26 protein-coding genes are annotated in these 23780 nt (G+C 68.7%); 9 read left to right on the top strand and 17 right to left on the bottom strand.

From position 1 onward, the window contains the following. Positions 1-22: 22 nt before the first annotated feature. On the top strand, positions 23-1669 hold the full coding sequence (locus P9849_RS07990) for an amidohydrolase (protein ID WP_278269135.1): 1647 nt from the start codon (positions 23-25) through the stop codon (positions 1667-1669). Between the two features lie 496 nt (positions 1670-2165). Continuing rightward, a complete protein-coding gene (locus tag P9849_RS07985) occupies positions 2166-2900 on the top strand; it encodes a polyprenol monophosphomannose synthase (RefSeq protein WP_278266334.1) in 735 nt (244 codons plus the stop codon). Between the two features lie 104 nt (positions 2901-3004). Here the strand turns inward: P9849_RS07985 and P9849_RS07980 are convergent, their stop codons facing one another. The 5 genes from P9849_RS07980 to P9849_RS07960 form a co-directional block, all read right to left on the bottom strand. Beyond that, complete coding sequence (locus tag P9849_RS07980; protein ID WP_066212477.1) at positions 3005-3349, bottom strand: RNA polymerase-binding protein RbpA; 345 nt, start codon at positions 3347-3349, stop codon at positions 3005-3007. A gap of 219 nt (positions 3350-3568) precedes the next feature. After that, positions 3569-4495 (bottom strand): SPFH domain-containing protein, encoded by a 927-nt coding sequence (locus P9849_RS07975; RefSeq protein WP_278266333.1) that lies wholly within the window; start codon positions 4493-4495, stop codon positions 3569-3571. Positions 4496-4552: 57 nt separating this feature from the next. Beyond that, on the bottom strand, positions 4553-5014 hold the full coding sequence (locus tag P9849_RS07970) for an NfeD family protein (RefSeq protein WP_278266332.1): 462 nt from the start codon (positions 5012-5014) through the stop codon (positions 4553-4555). A 145-nt stretch (positions 5015-5159) separates the two neighbouring features. Next, a complete protein-coding gene (locus P9849_RS07965) occupies positions 5160-5990 on the bottom strand; it encodes a methyltransferase domain-containing protein (protein WP_278266331.1) in 831 nt (276 codons plus the stop codon). Between the two features lie 62 nt (positions 5991-6052). Continuing rightward, a complete protein-coding gene (locus P9849_RS07960; RefSeq protein WP_278266330.1) occupies positions 6053-6697 on the bottom strand; it encodes a peptide deformylase in 645 nt (214 codons plus the stop codon). A 70-nt stretch (positions 6698-6767) separates the two neighbouring features. Here P9849_RS07960 and P9849_RS07955 point away from each other — a divergent pair, with 70 nt between their 5' ends. Continuing rightward, the gene (locus P9849_RS07955) at positions 6768-7166 is read left to right on the top strand and encodes a nuclear transport factor 2 family protein (RefSeq protein ID WP_278266329.1); all 399 of its coding nucleotides are present in this window, start codon (positions 6768-6770) and stop codon (positions 7164-7166) included. Between the two features lie 39 nt (positions 7167-7205). Here P9849_RS07955 and P9849_RS07950 read toward each other — a convergent pair whose 3' ends face one another. Next, positions 7206-8111: a LysR family transcriptional regulator gene (locus P9849_RS07950; protein ID WP_278266328.1), complete on the bottom strand. Its 906-nt coding sequence runs from the start codon at positions 8109-8111 to the stop codon at positions 7206-7208. Between the two features lie 70 nt (positions 8112-8181). On the opposite strand from P9849_RS07950, the gene P9849_RS07945 reads away from it, so the two are divergent. Further along, positions 8182-9189, top strand: a complete 1008-nt coding sequence (locus P9849_RS07945) for a putative sulfate exporter family transporter (RefSeq protein ID WP_278266327.1) — start codon at positions 8182-8184, stop codon at positions 9187-9189. 33 nt (positions 9190-9222) lie between these two features. Here the strand turns inward: P9849_RS07945 and P9849_RS07940 are convergent, their stop codons facing one another. Beyond that, positions 9223-9816, bottom strand: a complete 594-nt coding sequence (locus P9849_RS07940; protein ID WP_278266326.1) for a hypothetical protein — start codon at positions 9814-9816, stop codon at positions 9223-9225. A 78-nt stretch (positions 9817-9894) separates the two neighbouring features. On the opposite strand from P9849_RS07940, the gene zapE reads away from it, so the two are divergent. Both zapE and P9849_RS07930 read left to right on the top strand, forming a co-directional pair. After that, positions 9895-10968: a cell division protein ZapE gene (gene zapE / locus P9849_RS07935; RefSeq protein WP_278266325.1), complete on the top strand. Its 1074-nt coding sequence runs from the start codon at positions 9895-9897 to the stop codon at positions 10966-10968. Positions 10969-11017: 49 nt separating this feature from the next. After that, complete coding sequence (locus tag P9849_RS07930; RefSeq protein ID WP_278266324.1) at positions 11018-12103, top strand: ATP-binding protein; 1086 nt, start codon at positions 11018-11020, stop codon at positions 12101-12103. A 62-nt stretch (positions 12104-12165) separates the two neighbouring features. On the opposite strand, the gene P9849_RS07925 is transcribed toward P9849_RS07930, so the two are convergent. Continuing rightward, positions 12166-13044 (bottom strand): LysR family transcriptional regulator ArgP, encoded by an 879-nt coding sequence (locus tag P9849_RS07925; RefSeq protein ID WP_347567896.1) that lies wholly within the window; start codon positions 13042-13044, stop codon positions 12166-12168. A 70-nt stretch (positions 13045-13114) separates the two neighbouring features. Between P9849_RS07925 and P9849_RS07920 the strand changes: the two genes are divergently transcribed. Continuing rightward, on the top strand, positions 13115-13732 hold the full coding sequence (locus P9849_RS07920; protein WP_278266323.1) for a LysE/ArgO family amino acid transporter: 618 nt from the start codon (positions 13115-13117) through the stop codon (positions 13730-13732). Positions 13733-13737: 5 nt separating this feature from the next. On the opposite strand, the gene P9849_RS07915 is transcribed toward P9849_RS07920, so the two are convergent. From P9849_RS07915 to P9849_RS07900, 4 genes are all read right to left on the bottom strand, one after another. Beyond that, on the bottom strand, positions 13738-14130 hold the full coding sequence (locus P9849_RS07915; protein WP_278266322.1) for a VOC family protein: 393 nt from the start codon (positions 14128-14130) through the stop codon (positions 13738-13740). A 94-nt stretch (positions 14131-14224) separates the two neighbouring features. Beyond that, entirely contained in the window at positions 14225-14551 is a 327-nt protein-coding gene (locus P9849_RS07910) for an antibiotic biosynthesis monooxygenase (protein WP_278266321.1), read from the bottom strand. 21 nt (positions 14552-14572) lie between these two features. Then, complete coding sequence (locus tag P9849_RS07905) at positions 14573-15298, bottom strand: hypothetical protein (protein WP_278266320.1); 726 nt, start codon at positions 15296-15298, stop codon at positions 14573-14575. Continuing rightward, positions 15295-15444 (bottom strand): CopG family transcriptional regulator, encoded by a 150-nt coding sequence (locus tag P9849_RS07900; protein WP_278266319.1) that lies wholly within the window; start codon positions 15442-15444, stop codon positions 15295-15297. The genes P9849_RS07905 and P9849_RS07900 overlap by 4 nt, the downstream gene beginning before the upstream one ends. 196 nt (positions 15445-15640) lie before the next feature. Here P9849_RS07900 and P9849_RS07895 point away from each other — a divergent pair, with 196 nt between their 5' ends. Continuing rightward, entirely contained in the window at positions 15641-16231 is a 591-nt protein-coding gene (locus P9849_RS07895; protein WP_278266318.1) for a hypothetical protein, read from the top strand. On the opposite strand, the gene P9849_RS07890 is transcribed toward P9849_RS07895, so the two are convergent. Then, on the bottom strand, positions 16197-17108 hold the full coding sequence (locus P9849_RS07890) for a helix-turn-helix transcriptional regulator (protein ID WP_278266317.1): 912 nt from the start codon (positions 17106-17108) through the stop codon (positions 16197-16199). The two genes, P9849_RS07895 and P9849_RS07890, sit on opposite strands and share 35 nt — an antisense overlap. 245 nt (positions 17109-17353) lie before the next feature. Between P9849_RS07890 and P9849_RS07885 the strand changes: the two genes are divergently transcribed. Continuing rightward, positions 17354-18763, top strand: a complete 1410-nt coding sequence (locus P9849_RS07885; RefSeq protein WP_278269133.1) for an MFS transporter — start codon at positions 17354-17356, stop codon at positions 18761-18763. A 57-nt stretch (positions 18764-18820) separates the two neighbouring features. Here P9849_RS07885 and P9849_RS07880 read toward each other — a convergent pair whose 3' ends face one another. The 4 genes from P9849_RS07880 to P9849_RS07865 form a co-directional block, all read right to left on the bottom strand. Further along, positions 18821-19288, bottom strand: a complete 468-nt coding sequence (locus P9849_RS07880; RefSeq protein ID WP_278266316.1) for a DUF3237 domain-containing protein — start codon at positions 19286-19288, stop codon at positions 18821-18823. Further along, positions 19285-19782, bottom strand: a complete 498-nt coding sequence (locus P9849_RS07875) for a MarR family transcriptional regulator (RefSeq protein WP_278266315.1) — start codon at positions 19780-19782, stop codon at positions 19285-19287. Before P9849_RS07875 ends, P9849_RS07880 begins: the two co-directional genes overlap by 4 nt. Further along, positions 19779-21029 carry a flavin-dependent oxidoreductase gene (locus tag P9849_RS07870; RefSeq protein ID WP_278269062.1) on the bottom strand — a complete coding sequence of 417 codons (1251 nt, stop codon included), beginning with the start codon at positions 21027-21029 and terminating at the stop codon, positions 19779-19781. Before P9849_RS07870 ends, P9849_RS07875 begins: the two co-directional genes overlap by 4 nt. A 173-nt stretch (positions 21030-21202) precedes the next feature. After that, complete coding sequence (locus P9849_RS07865) at positions 21203-23686, bottom strand: glycogen/starch/alpha-glucan phosphorylase (protein WP_278269061.1); 2484 nt, start codon at positions 23684-23686, stop codon at positions 21203-21205. Positions 23687-23780 lie beyond the last annotated feature (94 nt).

Here is a 23780-nt window from a genome sequence, read left to right as displayed (position 1 = left end):
GACAGGAAGTGTGAGGTCAGCAATGAACGACGGACGGTCCGGCACCACCTCAGGGCTCAGGCTGTATGTCAACGGCAGTGTGTATTCGGCGGCGGATCCGTTCGCCACAGCCATGCTGGTGGATGGCGACACGGTCGCCTGGATCGGATCGGAACAGGCGGCGCAGTCGCTCCGTGATGACCGCATGGAGCTGGTGGACCTCCGCGGAGCCCTCGTGGTCCCCGGATTCGTGGACTCGCACGTCCATCTGACGGAGACGGGCCTGGCTCTCGCGTCCCTGGATCTCAGTGCCGTGCGCACCTCGCGGGAGCTGCTGGACGTGGTGTCCTCCGCCGCCGCGGCGCTCGGGCCGGGGGAGACGGTGTTCGGCCACTCGTGGGACGACGCCCTGTGGGCCGTTCCCGGGCTTCCCACGCTCGATGAGCTGGACAGGGCGGCGGGTGGCCGTCCCGTGTACCTCACGCGCATCGACGTCCACTCGGCGCTGGTCAACCGTGCGGCACTCGCCCTGGCGGGTGACCTGACGGGTCTCCGCGGGAATTCCGGAGAATCCGTTCTCAGCCTCGAGGCCCATGGCGCGGTGCGTCAGGCCGTGCGGCGCTTCGGCTCCACTCAGCGCGAGCAGTACCAGAAGGTCGCCCTGGAGGCCGCTGCCGGGCAGGGGTATGTGGCTCTCGCCGAGATGTCCGGGCCGACCATCGCCGGCATGGATGATCTCCGGAGTGCCGTCGCATGGAACGACTCTGCGGGCGCCGGCCCGCGGATCCTTCCGTATTGGGGCCAGGCCGTGGAGAACGTGGAGCAGGCCCGTGCACTGCTGCAGGAACTGGACGTCCCGGTGCTGGGGCTGGCCGGCGATCTCAACATCGACGGCTCGCTCGGCTCCCGCACGGCCCTGCTGCGGGCCGACTACGCGGATGCCCCCGGTAACTCCGGTTCCCGGTACCTCACGGCCGAGGCGGCTGCGGAGCACCTCATCGCTTGCACCGAACTGGGTCTGCAGGGCGGTTTCCATGCGATCGGCGACGCGGCACTCGACCTCGTCGTGGAAGCTCTGGACCGCACGTCCGCCCGGCTGGGGGAGTCCGCGGTGCGGCGCGCCGGCCACCGGGTGGAGCACGCCGAGATGCTCGACGCCGACCACATCGCGGCGCTGGTCGCGCACTCCGTGAGCGTGAGCGCACAGCCTGCCTTCGACGCCGCCTGGGGCGGTCCCGACGGGATGTACGCGCAACGCCTCGGCTCACGGTGGGCTTCGATGAACCCGTTCGCCGATCTGTACCGGGCCGGGGTCCCTCTGGCGTTCGGCAGCGACGCCCCGGTCACCCCGCTGCGCCCCTGGGACAGCATCCGCGCCTGCCTGGACCACCGGTCCGAGGGGCAGGGCATCTCCGCGAGGGCCGCGTTCATCGGGCACACCCGGGCGGGATGGCGGGCAGCACGGGACGGCAACCCGCTCAACGGCCAGCTGGTGCCCGGAGCCCCGGCCAATTACGCCGTGTGGGAGGTCGAGAGCCTGATGGTGCAGGTCGCGGACGATCGTGTGGCGTCCTGGAGCACCGATCCCCGGGCCCGCACTCCTCTGCTCCCGGCGCTGGACGGGGCTGAGCCCCGCTGCCTGCAGACCGTCTCCGAAGGAGTGGAGCTGTACCGCTCCGAGGAGATCTGAAGGATTCCCCTCAGAAAAGCCGGCTGAGCGGTCTTCCCGGAACCCCGTCCTGAACTGCGACGAAGCATGTCCTTGCAGTTCACGACCGGGGTTGACAGCAAGTTCATGGACCGTAGAGTTGTACATCACGGGTGGTTATGAGGTCTCTTAGGCCATCCAGCCTCATCGGCAGGACAGCTCAGGGAACCCGGCCAGGCCGGAGATCCCAGCGTCACGGTGGCGGCACGTCTGAACGGGCCTGGTGGTAGCAGAAAACAGTTGTAGCGGACATGTGTGTGCCGTCTGCGACTGGTCCTTCTCCACCGGGCCCGTTCTTGTGCCGTCGGCGCTTCCGCTCGAGGAAGCCCCGAAGGCGCCGGTGGCCCGGTGGCCCGGAAGCACGGGGTTGACCCGAAGGCGTCCGCCTCGTGACTTATAATGAGACTTTGCGCCCTGCTGGCACCTCCGGTGATCCGAGCGGCGCGGCCAGCTGTCCCGAGCAGAATGGAAAGCCTCTTTGCGCGTCCTGACCATCATCCCCACGTTCAATGAACTCGAGTCCCTCCCGAAGACGCTCGCTCGGGTGCGCGCCGCGGTACCGGCCACCGATGTGCTCGTGGTGGATGACAACAGCCCCGACGGCACGGGACGCCTGGCGGATCAGATCGCGGCCGAGGACTCCCAGGTCAAGGTCCTGCACCGCAAGGGCAAGGAAGGGCTGGGCGCGGCCTACATCGCCGGTTTCAAGTGGGGTCTCAGCGAAGGCTACGACGTCCTCGTGGAACTCGACGCCGACGGCTCGCACCAGCCGGAGCAGCTTCCCCTGCTCCTGAAGGCCGTGGAGGACGGCGCCGATCTGGCGATCGGTTCGCGCTGGGTCCCCGGTGGCGAGGTCGTCAACTGGCCGGCGCACCGTCAGCTGATCTCCCGGTGCGGCTCCTTCTACGCCCGGACCATGCTCGGGCTTCCGATCCGTGACCTCACCGGCGGTTACAACGCCTTCCGCGCCACCACCCTGCAGACGATCGATCTGGACCTGGTCGAGTCGAAGGGCTACGGCTTCCAGGTGGACCTCAAGTGGCGCACGGCCAAGGCCGGCCTCACCATCAAGGAGGTTCCGATCACCTTCGTCGAGCGCGAGTTCGGCACTTCGAAGATGAGCGGCAACATCGTGGTGGAAGCCATGATCAACGTGACCAAGTGGGGTCTCAACGCCCGCTGGAACGCCCTGACGGGCGGCCGCAAGCGCTGACCCCCCTGCGCCGAAAGGCGCCGCGGTCGGGTTGACCCGGGACGCAGGAAGGGCCGGAACCCTCACGGGTTCCGGCCCTTCCTGCGTGTCGTCGTCCAGCAGTGTCAGCTGGCGCGAGCTCCCCGGCGTTCGCGGAGGATCTTGAGGCGGTCCTCAAGGATCTGCTCCAGCTCGGGGATGGAACGGCGCTCCAGCAGCATGTCCCAGTGGGTGCGAGCGGCCTTCTCATTGGCGTCCACCGGCTTCTCGCCGTCCACCAGAATCGCTTCCTTGCCGGTCTTGGACGTCCAGACCGGGGGGATCTCCGCTTCGGCGGCAAAGGTCACGAAAACCTGCTCACCATCAGCGCAACGGTACTCCACGCGCTGGCGCGGCGCCGGCTCCACACCGGATTCGCTCTCCATGCTCTGTGCGCCAAGGCGCATGCCTCGCAGGCTGCGATCGCTCATTTCTTCTCCCTCGCTGACCGGGTTCCACGGCACTCACCCTGGCTCGAAGGCCTGGGGGATACCCTGTCGAATGCAACGCTTCCGGAGCCGGACTTGTTCCCGCTCCCGAGGCGCAACCACCCATTTTACGGCACCGGAGCCGCTTCGCGGGCCATACACCACCGGCCCCGTCGAAACGGGGCCGGTGGGCACTGCTGGGAAGACTCCGGAGCCGGGGCGTCAGTGGCGCGGCACGCCAGCGGTGGTGTCGCCGGCATCGGGCGCCACATTGCCGAGCACGCCGCCGATGCCCTTCAGGGCCTCGCCCACTTCGCTCGGGATGATCCAGAGCTTGTTGGACGTTCCTTCGGCCAGCTTGGGAAGCGTCTGGAGGTACTGGTACGCCAGCAGCTTCTGATCGGGTCGTCCGGCGTGGATCGCGTCGAAGACCTTCTGGATGGCCTGTGCTTCACCGTCGGCCCGCAGGATCGCGGCCTTCGCGTCACCTTCGGCCTTGAGGATGGCGGCCTGACGCTCACCCTCGGCGGTCAGGATCTGGGACTGCTTGGTGCCTTCCGCCGTGAGGATCGCGGCACGGCGGTCACGCTCGGCGCGCATCTGCTTCTCCATCGAGTCCTGGATGGAGAGGGGCGGATCGATGGCCTTGAGCTCGACGCGGGAGACGCGGATGCCCCAGCGGCCGGTGGCCTCGTCGAGGACGCCGCGCAGCTGGCCGTTGATCTGGTCGCGGCTGGTCAGAGCCTGCTCCAGGTTGAGGCCGCCGACCACGTTACGGAGCGTCGTGGTGGTGAGCTGCTCGACGGCCTGGATGTAGTTGGCGATCTCATAGGTGGCCGCACGGGCGTCGGTGACCTGGAAGTAGACCACGGTGTCGATCGACACCACGAGGTTGTCCTCGGTGATGACAGGCTGCGGCGGGAACGAGACCACCTGTTCACGGAGGTCCAGGAGAGGCAGGAGACGGTCCACGAACGGAATGAGGATGGTCAGACCCGGGTTCAGCGTGCGCTGGTACTTCCCGAGCCGTTCCACCACCCCGGCACGGGCCTGCGGCACGATCCGGACCGAGCGGATCAGCACGATCAGGACGAAGATCACCAGGGCGATCAGAAGGAAGGAGAGTACGACAGGTAAGGGATTGAACATCAGCAGGTGCCTTTCCTGGGTTGGTGGGACGGGCAAGCGCCTTGCCCGCTGAGAAAGTCAGGAAGCAGCCGTGGGCTGCTCGAGAAGTCCGACGACGGCGTGCGCGCCGTCGATGCGCAGCACCTGGACGGTGGTGCCGGTGAGGAAGCTGGGGCCGTCAGTCCGGGCGCTCCAGACGTCGCCGCCGATCTTGACTAGTCCACCGAGCGGACTCGTGGTCTCCACCACCAGGGCGGAGTCCCCGATGAGACGGTCGACGTTGCTGAGCGAGTCCTTCGGACCCTTGCGGAGGTGTTTCAGAGCGATCGGACGGACGAAGAAGATCATCAGAAGCGAGACGAGGCAGAAGACCACCACCTGGAGCCAGAACGGCGCTCCCGCGAGTGCGACGAAGAGCGTCACCAGGGAGGAGCCGGCCATCATGAGGAAGATGAGATCCAGGCTGAGGAGCTCGATCACCCCGAAGACCAGCAGTGTGACGAGCCAGAGGGCCCAGAGATTGTCGATGAGCCAGTCCATCGTGCCACCCCTTTGCTGTGGGTGAAACCAACGCCTCCTTCGGCGACGACTCCCCACGATCGTTTAAACCATCCTAGTCACACCGTGGTTCGGGATGCCCGTCACGGGGCGGATGGTTCAGGACGCCGTGCTGGAAACCAGGCGGTCAGGCCGGGAGGGGCCGGTACGCGGAGAGGGTGAATCCGGCGGTGACCGGGGTCTCCGCGCCCAGGGCTGCGGTCCGCTGGGCGAGTGCGGCCGGGTCCAGATGGTGCCCGGCCGGGCCCATGAGGGCGACCGCGGCGACGTCGGCAGGGGACAGCGAGAGGGTGAACTCGAGTGTCCGGCGATCGATCAGCTCGAAGTCCTCCGCCATGCCGGCGTCGAGCCGTTCGGTTTTGCCTTCCTCGATGTCCAGCAGCCCGGCGACGTCGGCGATCTCCCGCAGATGAGACGGCAGCGGCGTCACGACGACGGCGACCCCGCCCGGCCGCAGGACGCGGTGGAACTCCGCAGGGTTGCGGGGGGCGAACACCACCAGGACGGCATCGGCGCTTTCGTCCGCCAGCGGAAGCGGACGCCAGACGTCCCAGACGAACACGGCGGCGTCCGGGTTCAGGCGTGCGGCGCGTCGGAGGGCGAACTTGGAGATGTCGAAGGCGACTGCCGAGGGCGTCGCAGCTTCCGAGCCCTCGGCGGCGAGCTGCCGGGTCACCGCGTGGAGGTAGTAGCCCGTGCCGGACCCGGCGTCGACCAGGACCGGCGCGCCGGCGTCGTGGGCCAGCGCCGAGCGCACCATGGCGCTGAGGGCATCGGCCAGGGGCCCGTAATGCCCGGCCTCGAGGAAGGTGGCCCGGGAAGCCGCCATGGCGGCGCTGTCCGCCGTGAAGGAGGTGCCCTTGCCGGTCAGGAAGTTGTAATAGCCCTGCTTGGCCGCGTCGAAGCTGTGACCGGAAGGGCACTGCAACCGTGACCGCGGCCCAGGAGCAACAGGCACACGAAGGAACGGTTCGCCGCAGTGCGGGCAGCGCAGCAAGGCCCTGACGTCATCCCGCACGGTCAGAAACCCAGGCCCTTCCGAGCCGCGTCGATCCCGGGGGCTGCCCAGTACTGGGCGTACTCCGGGTTGAACGTCAGCGATCGGGTCAGGGCCTTGTCCACGTACAGCGTGCCGGCCAGGTGGTCCGTTTCGTGCTGCACGATGCGGGCCTGCCAACCGCTGAACTCCTCACTGCGGGCCTCACCGTCCGGGGTGGTCCAGTCCAGCCGCACCCGCTGGTGACGCGCGACGACCCCTTGCAGACCGTGGACCGAGAGGCAGCCTTCGTAGAACGGCGCCAGTTCTTCTCCGACCCCGTGGTAGACCGGATTGACCACGGCGAAATAGGGCAGGGGCTGCCGGTCCCGTTCCGAGGCGACCTCCTCGGGGATGGGCCACTGGTCCTCCAGCACGGCGAGTCGGAGCGGGACGCCCAACTGCGGAGCGGCCAGACCGACCCCTGGAGCGGCGTGCATGACGGCGCGCATGAGGTCGAGGAACGCCGAGAGTTCCGCGGCGCTGAGCTGCCCGGTGAAGTCCTTGGCCTGCTGCCGGAGGACCGGATGTCCGGCCTGCACGATGGCGATCTCGTCCGGGGACTCCAGGAGCGCCAGGACCAGGTCCCGGATCTCCGCATCACTCAGGGTGGGGGCAGGGGCGGACACGGTTCTCCTCAGGTGATCGGGCGCCGGCTCCTCGGTCGGGCGAAGCTGCTGCACGGCTAGGATGCAGTCTATGACAGCTGAGACAGCCCGCCGGATCGTCCTCGACTATGTGCATGCCGTGGGCCGTCAGGCTCCTGTGGACGAACTGGGCGCGTTTCTGGCGCCGGACTTCAGGTTCCGCGAATGGCCCAATGCGCTCTCACCGCAGGAAGCCACCCGAGACCGTGAACAGACCCTGAACGGATTCGCACAGGCCCACCTCGTGGTGGGGGAGCAGGAGTACACCGTCCAGCGCGTGCTGGCCGACGGCGATGAGGTGGCCGTGGAGCTCTCCTGGCAGGCGGAGGCCCGGATGGACCTGCCGTACTGGAATGAGGGGGAGACGATGAGGGCTCGGATTCTGTCGGTCTTCACCGTGCGGGACGGGCTTATCGCGGCACAGGACAGCTTCGACAGCTACGAGACCTGAGACGCGGCCTGTACGCCACCCACTGACAGGCGCAGTACCTCACCCCTCGATCAAGGAACGAACGAGCGCCAGGAACTCGCCGGTCTCCCGGGACAGCGGGACACGCGCAGGCCATACTGCCCTGAGCGTCCGCGCGAGCACCAGCCCGGGCACCGTCACCGCCACGAGCCGGCCCGTCAGCAGTTCGGGGCTGACGGCCATTCTGCTCACGACGCCGGGGCCGAGCCCCGCGGCGACGCTCGCCACGAGCGCCGCGTTGCTGCCCACTTCGAGGCGTGATGGCGCGGCGCCGCCCGCCGTGTGCGGCGCGAGAGCCCGCTCGGCCACCTGGCGGGTGCCGGAACCGGCCTCCCGCACCACGAGGGACGCGCTCGCCACCTCGTCCGCCCCCACGGACTCCCGGGCCGCCCACGGGTGCGCCGCGGGAACGACGACCAGGAGGTCGTCCCGGAGCAGATCGAGGTAGTGGAAGCCCGTCTCGATCGTCGGGCCCTCGACGAAACCGAGGTCGACGCTGCCCTCGCGGAGGCGGTCGAACACGGACGCCGAGTTGCCGACGTCGAGCGTGATGGAAAGGGCGGGAAGCCGCTGCCGGGCGGTCGCCAGCCAGGCCGGCATGAGGTGCTCCGCCACGGTGAGGCTGGAGCAGATGTGAAGACTGCCCCCTTGACCGGCGAGGGCGTCCACGGCATGGGTCACCCGGGTCGCCGCGGCGAGCACCTCTGAGGCCAGGCCCGCCACCACCAGGCCACGGTCGGTGAGGCGGCTGCCTCGTGCGGACCGTTCCGCGAGTGCGAAGCCTGCGCTGCGCTCCATGGAGTCGAGCAGCCGTGAAGCGTTCGGCTGGGCCAGACCCAGCAGGCGGGCTGCGGCGCCGATGCTGCCGGCTTCGGCCAGCGCGTCCAGCAGGCGGAAATGACGCAGGTCCCAGTCTTGAACGGTCATATCACCAGCATATGACTCCATGCCCGATTGCCGACTACTGGCCGGCCGCGCCCGTTGACAGCATGGAAACATGCCTACCGCTCTGCAACGTTCCGGACTGGCGCTCGCCGGCGCCGTGGCCCTCGCGGCCTGCCTGATCTCCCACCTGGCGCCGGGGGTGAGTGCTCTGCTGATCGCGATCATCCTCGGGGTCGCGGCACGCAATCTCGGACTCCTGCCTCGGGGGAGCGAACCCGGCCTGGCCTATGCCTCCCGGGTGCCGCTGCGCCTCGGCATCGTGCTCCTGGGACTGCAGCTCTCCTTGCCGGAGCTGTTCGCCCACGGCTGGGGACTTCCCCTGCTGGCGGTGATCGTGGTGGGCGTCGGCATCGTCGGCACCCTGGGCCTCGGCCGGCTCCTGGGCGTGGAGCGCAAGCAGGCGCTGCTCGTGGCGTGCGGTTTCTCGATCTGCGGAGCCGCGGCCGTCGCCGGCGTCGAGTCGAGTGTCGACGCCCGGGAGAAGGAGACGGTGACCGCCGTCGCGCTCGTCGTCCTCTTCGGGACCCTCATGATCCCGCTGATCCCCGGACTCGGAGCCCTCCTCGGTCTCAGCACGGAACAGACGGCGCTCTGGGCGGGCGCGTCGGTGCACGAAGTCGGCCAGGTGGTCGCGATCGGAGGACTGCTCGGCGGAGGAGCGCTGGGCCTGGCGGTCAGCATGAAGCTCGCCCGCGTCCTCCTGCTGGCGCCCGTGGCCGCTGTCCTGGGAGCACGCTCCCGCGCACTCGCACCGGAGACCGGAATGGGGAGTGGACCTGACCACGCGGCATCCAGGAAGCGCCCGCCCGTCGTGCCGCTCTTCCTGGTGGGGTTCATCCTCGCCGCAGGGCTCCGGAGCATCCTCCCCGTGCCTCACGAAGCGCTGGCACTCGCATCGCTCCTTCAGGAGTTCCTCCTCGCGACCGCCATGTTCGCGCTCGGCGCCGGCGTCCACCTTCGGACCCTGCTGTCCGGCAGCGGGAAACTGCTCACACTGGCCGCCGGATCCACCGCACTGGTCGCAGTGCTCGGCCTGGGCGGCGCCCTGGTCATCGGGTAGGACCCCAGGGCCGCCAGGATCATCGACCGCGGGTCACTCCGTGGGGAGAAGCCGCTCCAGGTGTCGCGTGACTCGAGCGGCGAGCGCGGACGGATCAGGGATCCCCGAGACGCGCCACAGGTCCTCGGCGACCAGACCTTCCAGGAAGGTCACGAGGTCCCGTGCCGACTCCCGGGGTTCGGCAGCATCGAGCGCGGTCATCAGTTCCTCGGCCAGCGGGGCCGAGAACAGACAGTGGGCCAAGGCATCCCTCACCTCCGAGGGGAGAGAGCTCTCGCCGAGCAGCGCGCTCCGCGCCAGGGCCTGGTCCCTCCGGTCCGTCAGCAGCAGTCGCAGCTGACGGGCGATCACGTCGGCGGCTCCTGTGACGTCGGGACGGCTTCCCGCCCGGGTGTTGATGTCCGACGGATCGGGGAGACCTCGGTCCAGCGCGGCACGGGACTGCGCTGCGATCCACCGGCCTGTCGCCTCCAGGAGGGCAAGACGTGTCCTGAAGTAGTACGACGTCGACCCGAGCGGCAGGCTCAGTCTGCGGTCCACCGCATGGTGCGTCAGCCCTCTTGCCCCGTCACATGCCAGCAGTCCAACGGCGGCCTCGCAGATGGCATCCCGCCGGTCCTGTTTCATGGCGAACCTCCTTCTCCGTGCGGAGCACCCCGCACCATAGCGACTACAGCCGATCCTCTATAGATGTAGAGTACAGGCATGATGCCCCGGCTCTTCCGCTCCACCGGCATGACACCCGCCCTGCCCGATGCGGCCGCGGTCCATCGACACGCGGCCGCCGGTGGCAAGATCCTCGACGAGGACCAGTGCCAGGCCCTGCGTGATCTCGCATCGGCAGGCCAGGGATCGATCTACCTCTGGGGCGCCGTGGGGCGTGGCAAGTCCTGGCTGCTGGAGGAGTACTTCGCCCTCCTGCCGGAACACAGCCGGCAGCGCGTCCACCTCCACACCTTCCTCAGCGGCCTGCAGTCCGCGCTCGCAGACGCGCCCGGCAAGGCCGAACAAGTGATCGCAAGCTACCGCACGGACAGACGCGTCCTGCTCTTCGACGAATTCCTCCTCCACGACGTCGCCGACGCTCACCTCCTGAACCGGTGGCTGCCTCGCGCGCTCGCGGCCGGCGTCCGGATTCTCGCGACGTCGAACTACCCGCCGCAGCGGCTCCTGCCCGATCCGCTCTTCCACGAGGCGGCCCTGCCGGTCATCCGGGCGATCGAGTCCGGATTCCACGTCATCGAGCTCGGGGGAACCCGTGATCACCGGCTGTCTGCGGCCCCGGATGGGGTGCAGGGCAGGGCTCAGGGCCTGGCCCCGGGCAGCACTGTGCGTCCCGGCTGGATCACGGAACCACTCGGCCCCTCCGTCGCCTGCTTGCGCGACGAAACGGCGGCCGAGACTGAGATCCCTCTCGGCCGCAGCGGCCACGGGAGCCCGGGCGGGCGGAGCCTGCGGGCGCGGCTGACCGGCGACGGCGTCTTCGTCGTGGCCTTCTCACGACTGTGCGAGGAGCCGCTGTCTGCCCAGGACTATCTGGGCCTCGTGGGGCGCGCCGGACGCTGGATCATCACGGGGGTGCCCGGCGTCGAACGTCTGGAGCGGGAGTCCGCGCAGCGCTGGGCGCACTTGGTCGATGTCCTGTATGACGAACGCGTGGACGTGATCTTCGAGTCGGAGTGTCCGTTGCCGTCAGGAGAGGAGCTTGCCGTCCGGCTGCGGGACGCGGAGCGCTTCGTGAGCAGGCTGCGGCATCTCGCGGAACGGCCGTTCGCATGAATTCATACAATTCATAGAATTCACACAAACTCATCGCTAGACTCGTGCCATGAAGAACCCGTTCCGCCCGACCGCCGGCGCCACCCCGCCCGAACTCATCGGCCGGGAAGGTCTGCTGGACGAGTTCGTCTACGGCCTGCACCTGGGCTCGGGCGCGCCGGGTCTGCTGACCATCTTCACCGGTGTGCGAGGAGTGGGGAAGACCGTCATGCTGGGCGCCGCCGAGGACGCGGCGCTGGAAGCCGGGTGGGCGGTCATCTCCGAAACCGCGACGCCGGGATTCGTGGCGAGGATCGGGGAACACATGCGTCGCCTCACCCAGGAGCTGGGGGAGGGACGCGCGGCCCGACGGGTCACGGCACTCTCCGTCGCCGGGTTCGGGATCACGACGCAGCTGGCACCTGAGGAGCAGGTGCAGTGGAGGGACCAGGCCATCGCCCTGCTGGCGCTTCTGGCGGACAAGGGGACCGGGCTGATCCTGACCGTGGACGAGATCCACGCCGCCAATCGATCTGAACTCGCCCTCCTGGCCGCCGACGTCCAGCATCTCATCCGGGAGTCCCTGCCCATCGGGCTCGTCTTCGCGGGGCTGCCTTCCGCCGTCTCGGACCTGCTCAACGAGGGCGTGGCGACCTTCCTGCGCCGCGCCGACCGCATCGATCTGCATGCTGCCGCGCTCGACGACGTCGAACGGTCCCTCCGCGACACCCTCGCCGAAGGCGGCTGGACGCTGGGCCCGGAACAGGCCGCGCGGGCCGCCGAGGCGACGGGCGGGTACCCGTTCCTCATCCAGCTGGTGGGGTACTACCTCTGGAAGGAGGCCGAGGTCGGGCCGCTCGGGGACGATGCCGTCCAGCGCGCGGTGGCGGCCGCGCGCCGTCGTCATGACCGGACCGTCATCGAGGCGGCGCTGGCGTCCGTCTCACCGAGGGACCGGGAGTTCCTCGAGGCCATGGCCGAGGACCCCGAGGGGATCTCCACGAGCGGGGACATCGGTCAGCGGATCGGGATGCGGGCCAGCGCCGTCGGCAATTACCGGACCCGCCTCATCGACGCCGGTCTCATCGAGGCCGCCGGGCACGGCAAGCTGCGGTTCGCCATTCCCGGCATGGCGGAGTACTTCCGGGGCGATTGAAGGCCAGGCCGTGGCTGAAGCGGCAACCTAACAGGGCGCCAACGGGTTAGCGCAGCAACCGATCAGCGCAGCACGCGGTCGGCGGTGCCGCGAAGGGCGGTCGCCACAGCGTCCAGGGCCGCCGAGCCCACCGCCCACTGCTGCCAGTGCAGGCTGACGTCCACGGTGTTCGCCTCATCCAGCACGACCAGCCGGCCAGCGGCACGCCCCTCATCCGTCTGAATGTCCGGCAGCATCGCCCAGCCCAGACCCAGCTCCGTGGCTTTGACGAACTCCGAGCTCGACGGAACGTGGGTGCACGGTGGGTCCAGGGTCTTCTCCGGGCTGTGAAGGGCGAGGAACCGGTCCTGCAGACTGTCTTTGCGGTTGAAGTTGAGCATGGGCGCACGGGCCAGGCTTTCCGCTGTCAGGCCATCGGGGAACCAGCGGTCACGGAATTCCGGACTCGCCATCGCGTGGTACCGCATGATGCCCAGCGGGGTCACCCGGCAGCCCGGCACGGGGCTCGTGTCCGACGTGATCGCCGCCATGGCGACGCCCTCCCGTAGCCAGGCGGTCGTGTGATCCTGATCATCGACCAGGATCTCGAAGCTCACGCCGGGCACGGTGGCCAGTGCCGGAAGAACCCAGGTGGCGAGCGAGTCGGCGTTGACCACCAACGGGATGCGGGCGCCCTGCGGATCGTCCAGTCCGAGCTCCACCGCGGTCTCCTGCTCCAGGAGAGCGATCTGACGCGCCAGACGCAGCACCGCCCGCCCGGGTTCCGTGGCCACGGCAGGTTTGGAGCGCAGGAGGAGGACCTTCCCCACCTGCTGTTCGAGCGCCCTGATCCGCTGGCTGATGGCCGACGGTGTCAGATGCAAGGCGGTGGCGGCGGCGTCGAAGGTGCCGTGCTCGACCACGGCGCTCAGGGCGCGGAGCTGATCAGGATGGGCTATCACATGAATGATTCTAATGATCCTGAAGAATAATTAGCTTCACTTCCGATCTGAGCGTGGATAGCGTGAACGGGTGATTCTGACTGACCTTCCCGTTCTTCTGGCCGGCTTCGGCGCCGGGCTGTCCCTCATCATCGCCATCGGCGCGCAGAACGCGTTCGTGCTTCGCCAAGGCCTCCTGAGGGAGCACGTCGTGCCGGTGGTGCTGCTCTGCATGGGCAGTGACGCTCTGCTGATCCTGGCCGGGATCTCGGGGGTGGGTGCTGCGATCGAGGCGGCGCCGTGGATTCTGATCGTGGCGCGCTGGGCCGGTGCCGCGTTCCTCCTGGTCTACGCCTTCACGGCGGCTCGCCGGGTGATGAGCAAGAGCTCGCTGCTGTCCGCCGAACGCGGAGGGGGCGCCGGCCTGTGGGCGTCTCTCGCCACCGTCGCCGCCCTGACCTGGCTGAACCCCCACGTCTATCTGGACACGGTCCTGCTGCTCGGCTCGCTGGGCGCGGCACACGGCGAGGCGCGCTGGTCCTTCGGCGCCGGTGCCGCGGCGGCGAGCGTGATCTGGTTCAGCCTGCTGGGCTTCGGCGCCCGTTTCCTGGCGCCGGTCTTCGCGAGGCCGGTGGCCTGGAGAATCCTCGACGCCGCCATCGCGGTGACCATGGTGATCATCGCGGTGCAGCTGGTCCTGATGCACTGAACCGCTCAGGCCACCAGCTCCACTTCGAAGCCCTGCCCGTTCTCGAGATACAGCGCAGTGTGCTGTGGCCCTCCGGCATGGGGGTACGCCTCCGGATAGAGCTCCTGCCAGCCATGCGGTTCGGCGTCCCGGCGCAGTTCCTCGAGGAGGTCGCGTCCCGGCACGGTCAAGGCCAGATGGTTCAGCCCCGGACGGGACCGGTCGTGCGGCACGTCCAGCACTGCGGGGGACTGTTCCAGCACCAGGTAGCTTCCCTCCGGATGCCGCCAGATCCTGCCCTGCGGCCAATCGGCGGGATCGTCCTTGACGAAGCCGAGACGCGACAGGAGCCAGTCGAAGGAGGGCTCCGCACCGGCGAGGTCCCGGGTCCAGAGTTCGACGTGATGAATGATCGGCACATGGGGAGTCTAACGTCCCTCGTTCCGGCCCCTGCCGCCGCCCGGAAGGGCGGACGGGCGGCCGCGGGATCTTCCCCGCGGCCGCCCGCTCAGTTCACTTCTCCGTGCCGAGGTCCGCGACGCTGTAGCTCCACAGCTCGGCGGAGACGCCGACCGGGCGCTGGCGGGCGCCGTCGTCGCCCCCGGAGGGGCGGTGACCATGGCCGAACGACGCCGACTCGCGCCACGCGTTGAAGCTCTCCTCATCCGCCCAGCGGGTCAGCACGAGCCAGACGTCGCGACCGTCGGTCGGCTGGAGGAGCTCGAAGCCCTCGAAACCGGGCTGGCCGTCCACCGACGTGGCGCGGGCGGCGAAGCGCTTGGCGAGTTCGTCGCCGGAGTCTGCGGGAACGGTGATGGCGTTGATCTTGATGACACTCATGGGTCCATTCTGCCTGGTCGGTCAGGGATGCTGGACGGCTCCGACGGGATCCTCGTCCGGCTGGGAGATCCACAACGTGCTGCCCTCCGGCCCGGGGCAGGGCACGCGCAGGGTCCTGCCGAACGTCTCATCGATCACATCGTGCTGGATGCCGGCATTCAGCAGACGCCGATGGAACAGCTGCAGATCGGAGGTTCCGACGGCGAATCCGGCGCCAGGCGAACCGGGGTCACCGATGTGCACCAGCACTGTTCCCTGCGCGGCCCGCAGGGTCACGGTCTGTCCGTTGGTCTCGGTCAGGTGGCGCTTCAGCCCGAGGTGCTCGAGTTCGTCCGCTGCCCCCGCGACGTCGGCGGCCATCCGCAGAGCCTCCACCCACGTATCCGGCCCTGCCTGCGCGGAGCCGGAGGGCGTGCGGGGGTCCACCAGGAACCGCAAGCCGTCCGCCGTCGTGACCTGTATCGATTCCCCGTGCCCCGCGAGATGGCGCTCGACGCCCAGAGTGGGAGTGGACGGCACGGCCGCGAGAAAGGCGTCCAGGCTGTCCGTTTCGAACCCGAGACTCACGGTTCCGTCGGGGTAGCCGCTTTCGGCCAGGTGGAGGGCGACGCGTCCGCTCCCGAGGTCGAGGACGGTCCACGTGAGGTCGTCGGTGAGCCGAACCGCGCCGAGGCATTCCAGGAGTTCCAGCCACTCCTCCCGGTGGGTCGTGTAGATGATCGGCCTGACGGTCAGTGCGGGGATCATGGCTTCTCCTTGAGGTATTCCGAGAGGGCGTTCTCCACCAGCGACGAGAGCGAGACGCCCTCGTCCACCGCCCGGTGCTTGACCGCTTTGATCAGCTCCGGCGGGAGGTACACATTGAACTGCGCCTTCGACTGCTTCTCTGTCATGCAAGCATGCTAGCAAAATAGCTTGACTCGAGGAAGAGCCGTTTTCCTCCCAGCAGCGACCGGCTCAGGTCCCGCCGCAGCGGATCCAACCCCGCGTATTTTCAGGCTCCCGGCGCCGGCGATCCAAGAGTTCCCCACGCCCACCAGGCTGTCGAGGCCTTGTCCGCCACGCCGGGGACTGCCAGACTGAGCGGCTATGGAAGGGTTGACCTGGGCGGAGACGGACGCGACGGACTGTGAGGCCGCCGTGCTCCTCGAGGGGGTCAGCGACGTCGCCGCCGTGCGGGCGATCGCTGCGCGCCTCGGCGCGGACCTCTCCCGGGTGCGGCTGGTGGACCTCGGCGGCGTGACCAACGTCCGGCGCGTGCTGCTGGACATCCTCCAGGCCTGGCCCGACGCCGATGTCCTCGGACTCTGCGACGCGGGCGAGACCCGGTTCGTGACGCGTGCGCTCGAATCGGCGGGTCTCGGGGTCGCCCAGGAGCGGGATCTGCCCTCCCACGGATTCTTCGTCTGCCACGCCGACCTCGAAGAGGAGCTGATCCGGGCCCTGGGTGCGGCGAGAACCGTGGAGATCATCGAAGACCTGGGGCTGGGGCCGAAGTTCCTCACCCTGCAGCAGCAGCCAGCCTGGAAGGGACGGCCCGTGGAGGATCAGCTCCACCGATTCTGCGGAGTGGCCTCCGGACGGAAAGAGCTGCTGGCCGGCGCCCTGGCCGCCCAGCTGGCGCCCGGCGAGGTGCCGGAGCCGCTCAGACTCCTGGTCGAGCGGCTGATCCAGGCCTGACGCCGGGCGCGGAACCAGCGTCTGCGCCCGAGTCCGTGAGGATTCCGAGGAGTTTCAGCGACTCCTCGGCAGGACCACCTGGCTCCGCCGTGTAGAGCAGGACCCGGTGTCCCGAGCCGTCAGGGGAGTCCAGCACCTCGAAGCACAGCTCCAGGTCACCGACCTCGGGGTGCCGGAACTGCTTGACTCCCGAAACGCAGTTCTGCACCGGGTGTCGGGCCCAGAGCCTGGCGAACTCCTCACTCTGCAGCGTCAGCTCACCCACGAGCGCCGCCAGCGCGCCGTCGTCGGCGGCCCGGCCTGCCAGCAGCCGCAAAGACGCGACGGCGCGGGCTGCTTCCTCCGGCCACTGCGCGTACAGCTCGCGGGTCTCGGGATCGAGGAAGAGCAGGCGGTGCAGATTGGGCCGAGTCTGCGGAGATTGCGGAGAGTCGGCGTCCAGATGGGCCGCCACGAGGCGATGTCCCAGTGGATTCCAGGCGAGCACGTCCCCGAGACGCCCCAGCACGACCGCGGGCACGCCGGTCATCGCCTGAATGAGCCGGATGGTGCCCGGGCGGGCCACCTCGGGGCGTGGTGCTTTGCGACGGGACGGCTTCTTCGGTGGCCGGGCCAGATCGAAGAGGTGACTCCGTTCGTCGGTGCTCAGCCCCAGCGCCCGCGCCAGCGACCCGAGGACCGCATCCGAGGCGTTGACGCTCAGGCCCTGTTCCAGACGCGTGTAGTAGGTCAGGCTCACTCCGGCGAGCATCGCCAGTTCCTCCCGCCTCAGGCCGGGCACGCGCCTCACCCCGTGGTGCAGCAGGCCGACGTCCTCCGGCTGGACGCCCGCACGCCGGAGCCGCAGAAACTCGCCGAGTTCGCTCTGAGGGTTCATGACTGCCATTCTGCCCTCTGCCATGCGCGCTGTCCTGTCCCTGCCAGTGCTAGGCAGAGCGGGGTCTGGTTGTGTTCCGGCCGGGATCGCACAGTGGATGAACCGCCGCCTCCTGGCGGGTTCGACTTCACTCCGTTCGACTTCACTCTGAAGGAGCCACCAGCATGACCACCCCCTCGGGACCTCCCACGGACACCAGGCCGCCTGGCACGACTCCGGCAAGCGACGGCGGCCCGCCCCTCACGATGAGCAGGCACCAGCGCATTGCGCTCGTGGTGCTGCTGACAGCAGGCTTCACCCTCGCCGTCGACTTCTCGATCCTCAACGTCGCGCTGCCCGTGATCGGTCAGGACGTCGGCTTCGCACTGGAGAATCTGCAGTGGATCGCCACGGCGTTCTCCTTGTGTGCCGCTGGGCTCACGCTGCTGTCCGGCCGGGTCGCGGACCTTCTGGGCCGCCGTCGCGTTTTCTTCACCGGGATGGCGCTGCTGGGTCTCGCATCCCTGGCTGGAGGGATCGCCACCGAACCGGCGTTGCTCCTGGGTGCGAGGGTGGGCCAGGGCATCGCCACGGCGATGGTCATCCCGTCGGCACTGGCACTCCTGCTGGCCGCATTCGAGGAAGGCCCGCTCCGCGCGAAGGCGCTGGGTCTGAACGGCGCGCTCATGGCGGCGGGCTTCACCACGGGAGCCGTGCTCGGCGGACTTCTGACCGATCTACTCAGCTGGCGCTGGGCGTTCTTCCTCAACGTGCCGGTGGCCCTCGCTGTTCTCGTGCTCGGACCTGCGGTGCTCCGTGAGAGCCGCCCATCCGCACGCCTGAAGCTGGACGTGCCTGGTGCGATCACGGTGACCCTGGGTCTCCTGGCGCTGATCCTCGGTCTGAGCCAGGCGGCCGAGACCGGCTGGACCGCGCCACCCACGCTGCTCGCTCTGGGCGCCGCCATGCTCCTGCTGGTCGCCTTCGTGCTCATCGAACGCCGCGCCACTGCGCCGCTGGTCCCTCTGCGGACAGTCAGGCGACCGGCCATCGCGTGGGGCAATCTGGCGGGCCTGACCGCGTTCGCCACGGAGACCTCCCTCGTCTTCCTCCTGACGCTGTATCTGCAACGGGTTCTCGGATACAGCCCGCTCGACGCGGGACTCGCCTTCGCCGTGCTCGGACTCGGCACGGTCCTGGGCGGTCTGGCGGCGCCGCGGGTGATCGCGCGCGTCGGCGCCAAGGGGGCGATGGTCGGCGGTTTCGTCGCTCAGGCGGTCGCCACCGGCGTCCTGGTGCTGCTGCGCCCCGAACCCGCGTCGATCATCCTCCTGCTGGCCGCGACGTTCATCGGGGGAGTCGCCAACCTCGTCGTGATCGTCGGCTTCACGGTGACCGCGACGTCGGGACTGCCCGAGGCGGAGCAAGGCCTTGCGACCGGTCTGGCGACCATGAGCCAGCAGATCGGGATCACGCTGGGGATCCCGATCATGAGCGCGCTCGTCACGGCGCACCTCGCCGGAGCCGGAGGCGGTACCCATGGCGGGGACCCGGAGCAGGTCCTGGCGGCCCTCACGTCTGCGATCGCCGTCAACGGCGGGATCTGCCTCGTGATGGCCGTCCTGCTCGCCGTGTTCCTGCGACCCTCCGCTTCCGCCGCCGGCGGCACGGACTGACTCACGACGGCGGCGCTGCACCTCACGCCGGAGGTGGGGCGCCGCCGTCGTGGCCGGTCAGCTCACCCGGTAGGCCGTGTAACGCACCGCATCCGCGTCCCGCAGACCGGACGCGATGAAGAGGGACCGTTCCAGGTGGGACCATCGTGGAGCCGACGTCTCGATCAAAACCGTGGTCCGGAAGTAGAACTGCTCCGGACCGGGCTGTTCACCGCGGGCCAGAGCCTCGGAAGCGTCCGTGCTCGGGATACGAAGGCCCTCGGCGCGAAGGTACAGGAGATCGCCCTCGGGGGTCAGGGCACTGTAGCGGGCGTCGATCTCACAGCCGCCGTCCGGACGGATGCGCTGCCAGTCGGCGCCGCCCGCCAGGATCTCCGCGGTCACCGCGCCGGAGATCCTGCCGCCGAGGATCGGCACCACACGGCGATGACCGGCGCGGGTGATGCCGTGGTCGGCCGGAGCGCCGACCCGCACCTCGACGTCGAAGGCGGCTTCCAGCCCGGGCCTCGGCGCGCGGGCCGTCATGGCGTCACCCCCGGTCCCTGCTCTGCGGCAGGCGCCGAGGTCGAGTCCGGCGCCCGGCCACTTTCGCCGACCAGGTTCCGCAGCCGTTCCAGCACCGGTACAGCGTCAGCCAGGACCTGCTGCTCCGCCGTCTCCAGACGCGCGACCGCCTCTAGGATCACGGACGACGACGTGGCGTCGAAGGCCTCGAAATGATCCAGCGCCGTTTCGGAGGCACGTACCTGGACCCCGCGCCCGTCGTCCGGACTGGGACGGCGGCTGATGAGTCCCGCGCGCTCCATGGCCGCGAGCAGATTGCTCACGCTGGACTTGCGGAGCCCGAGGGTGGCGGCGAGTTCCCCGGGCGAGACGGCTGTGCCGCGGGGGAGGGCACGCAGGATCTCGACCTGGGCATCAGGGATGTCGGGGAGGTCCGCGCGGGCTCGCGTCACCGTGAGGAGCGTCCTCCGGAGTGGGGAGATGACCGCGGCCAGGCGTGCGGCGTCGACGATCATGCCCCGGCTCCCGCGCTCAGTGAGGCCCGGGCGTTGAGCTCGTCCGGGTGGAAGCCGGCCGCCCGCTTGTAGGAGGCGGCGATCTCTTCCAGTTCTTCGGCCGGGATCACGTCGTGGATGTCCGCGAAGCCCTCGGGTGCGCGTTCGTGCGCGAGCTGCATGACGCGTTCCGGCCCGGTCTGACGGGTCATCTCGAGAAGCTTCGCCGTGACGGGACGGCGGTCCTCCTCGTAGCGCTGCAGCGCGTCCTCGATCGTCGGCGCGGTTGCGAGGTGATGGGCGAGGGTGCGGGCGTCGAGGACGGCCTGCGATCCGCCGTTGGACCCGTTCGGGTACATCGCATGGGCGGCGTCCGCAAGCAGCGTGGTCCGGCCGACGGTCCAGCGGGGGAGGGCGTCGCGGTCGACCATGGGGTACTCGAGGATCTCCTCGGCCCCGGCGATCGCCCCGGGCACATCCAGCCAGTCGAAGGACCAGTCCCGGAACAGTTCGGCGATGGGCGCCGGGTCAACGACGCGGTTCCAGTCGGCGTCCGGGGAGCCCGCCACGCGGCGCTCTGCGATGAAATTGACGCGCTGGGTGCCCGACACCGGGTCCAGCGGCTCGAGAGGGTAGGCGACGAACTTCTGCTCGCCGTCGCCCGCCATGATCATGGTGCGCCCGTCCAGGAACGGCGCGATGCGCGCGGTTCCGCGCCAGAGCGTGAGTCCGCTCCACACGGGCTCGCCGTCCTCGGGATACCGCAGAGCGCGCAGCGCGGAGTGGATGCCGTCGGCGCCGATGAGGACGTCGGCATCCACGTCCACCGGACCGTCCGCCGTGGTGAAGGTGGCGGTGACGCCGTCCGGGCGGTCCCGGATCGCCGACAGCCGGTGACCCGTGCGCACCACGTCACCCAGACGCTCCCGGACCGCCTCGTAGAGGCCGAGCTGCAGCCGGCCGCGGTGGACGGACAGTTGGGGCCAGCGGTATCCAGCGGCCAGCCCTCGAGGTTCGGACCAGATCTGCTGGCCGTGGCGGTTGAAATAGCCCAGAGCCTCCGGCTCCACGCCGAGTTCCCGGATCCGGGAGCCCAGTCCGAGCTCGTCCAGTTCCCGCACGGCGTGGGGCAGCAGGTTGATCCCGACGCCCAAGGGCCGGATCTCACGGCTGCGTTCATACAGGACGACGTCCCGGAGGCCTGCCGCCTCGAGACTGAGGGCGAGGGCCAGGCCGCCGATGCCGGCTCCTGCGATGGCGATGCGCATGAAGACTCCTTCGTCTGTGATCTGCACCACGGGTGATGACGATAGTTTTGCATCTGAACTACTCTGTCGCAAGAGGCGAGCCGGGGAGATGACGTGGGGGAGCGGGCGCAGCAGAGCCCCGGGTGCCAGGCGGCATCCGGGGCTCTGCTGTGCGCACTGGTGCGCGGGCCGGTCTAGAGCGACGGCGGCGTGTGCCAGATCCGCTCGATGTAATCGCGCATCGAGCGATCCGACGAGAAGAAGCCGCAGCGCGCGACGTTCAGGATCGCGGACCGAGTCCAGGCGTCCTGATCGGCGTACGCGGCGTCCACCGTGCGCTGCGCCTGCAGATAGGAGCCGTAGTCCGCCAGGACCATGAAGCGATCATCGTAGAGCAGGTTGGAGACGATCGGTTCGAACGTCGAACGGTCCCCACCGGAGAAGGCGCCGGAGGCGATGAGATCCATTGCGCGGCGGAGGTCCTCATTGCCCTGGTAGAACTCGCTCGGCCGGTAACCTTTGGCCCACAGCGCGGCGACTTCCGGCTCGGTCATGCCGAAGAGGAAGAAGTTGTCATCGCCCACGAGTTCGCGGATCTCGACGTTCGCGCCGTCGTCCGTGCCGATGGTGAGGGCGCCGTTCAGCGCGAACTTCATGTTCCCCGTGCCGGAGGCCTCCTTGCCGGCCAGGGAGATCTGCTCGGAAAGGTCTGCGGCCGGGATCACCCGCTCGGCGAGCGTGACGTTGTAGTTGGGCGGGAAGAGCACCTTGAGTCGGCCTTCGACGCGCGGATCGTTGTTGACCACGGATCCGACCGCATTGATGAGGTGGATGATCCGCTTCGCCATGGCGTATCCGGGGGCGGCCTTCGCCCCGAAGATGAAAGTACGCGGAGTGATGTCGGATGCCTTCACCCGGCCGGACTGGACACCCTCGTAGAGCGTGACGATGTGCAGCACCTGGAGCATCTGGCGCTTGTACTCGTGCAGGCGCTTCACCATGACGTCGAGCAGATGCCCCTCGCCGACCACCAGGCCGTCACGGAGCATCAGCTCGTCGCGGAGACGGTCCTTGTTGTGGGCTTTGACCTCGGCGAAGGCCGCGCGGAACGCAGGATCCTCCGCGTGGGGCTCCAGTTCTTTGAGGCGGTCCAGGTCCGTCTCCCAGCCCGAGCCGATGGTGTCCGAGATGAGGGAGGAGAGTGCGGGATTCGCCAGGCGGAGAAAACGCCGAGGCGTGACACCGTTGGTGACGTTGGTGAACTTGCCGGGGAAGAACTCGGCGAAGTCGGGGAGCACCTTGTCCCGGAGGAGCTGGGAGTGCAGCTCGGCGACGCCGTTGACCTTGGCGCCGGCCACGGTCGCCAGGTAGGCCATTCGGACGGACCGTTCCGGGTGCTCGCCGATGATCGACATGTTGCGGATCCGCATCTCGTCATTACCGAACTGCTCGCGCACGGCCAGCAGGAACTCCTCGTTGATGCGGTAGATGATCTCCAGGTGGCGGGGGAGCAGGCGGCCGAGCAGATCCACGGACCACACTTCCAAGGCCTCCGGCAGGAGGGTGTGACAGGTGTAGGCGAAACACTGGCGCGTGATCTCCCACGCTTCCGACCATTCAAGACCACGCTCGTCCACGAGGACGCGCATGAGCTCGGGCACCGCGATGACCGGGTGGGTGTCGTTGAGCTGGAAGATCACCCGCTCGGGCAGGTTCTTCAGATCGAAACCCACGGCGAGCTGCCGGTCCAGGAAATCCCGGATCGAGGCGGCCACGAAGAAATACTGCTGCTGAAGGCGCAGTTCCTTGCCCTGAGGCGTCGAATCCTCCGGGTACAGGACCTTGGAGATGTTGGAGGCGAAGGTCTGAGCCCGCACGGCCTCCGAGTACTCGCCGGAGTTGAAGGTGCGCAGGTCGAAAGCATGCGTGGCCACCGCGCTCCAGAGCCGCAGAGTGTTGACGCGCCCGTTGCGGTACCCGGGCACCATGTAGTTGTAGGGGACGGCCTGGACGTCCCAGGCGGGGATCCAGCGCGTCCGCTGGACGCCGCCGTCGTCGTACGTCTCGGTGTGGCCGCCGAAGGAGATCGTCTGCGCGGCTTCGGGGTGCGGGAATTCCCAGGGGGAGCCCATGGCCAGCCACTGATCCGGCTGTTCGGCCTGCTGGCCGTCGACGAACGTCTGCCGGAAGATGCCGAACTCATAGCGGATGCCGTACCCGATGGACGGAACGCTCATGGTGGCGAGAGAGTCGACGAAGCAGGCCGCCAGACGGCCGAGACCGCCGTTGCCGAGGCCCGGCTCGACTTCCAGACGGCGGAGTTCATCGATGTCGACGCCACATGCGGCAAGCGCCTCGGTCGCGATCTCGTTGAGACCGCTGGCCAGGAGGTTGTTGTCAAGCTGCCGGCCCAGGAGGTACTCCGCGGAGAGATAGCAGACGCCCTTCGCCTGGCGCTCATACTGGCGCCGCTGATCTTCCAGCCAGCGGGCCATCAGGTAGTCGCGCACAGTCTCAGCCAGCGCGAGGTAGCGATCATTGTCGCTCGACGTCGACAGCGCGACACCCTGACGGAAGTTGAGGTTGTTGAGGAATTCTTGGACGAACCCGTCCACGGTGCTGGCGGGCGGGGCCACCGGCCCGAGTGCGAGCGGGTGAGAAACAGGAGTGTCAGGCATGGCAAGACGCTATAGGACGCAGGTGTCCGTGAATGTGTCTCTCCGGAATATTTCGGGCGGCTGTCATGTAACGATCCAGGTGAGCGCCGAATGA

The organism is Arthrobacter sp. Y-9 (assembly GCF_029690065.1).
Taxonomy (GTDB): Bacteria; Actinomycetota; Actinomycetes; order Actinomycetales; family Micrococcaceae; genus Arthrobacter_E.
Note: the sequence above shows the minus strand (reverse complement) of the source record. Positions and strands in the feature narration are given on the sequence as shown.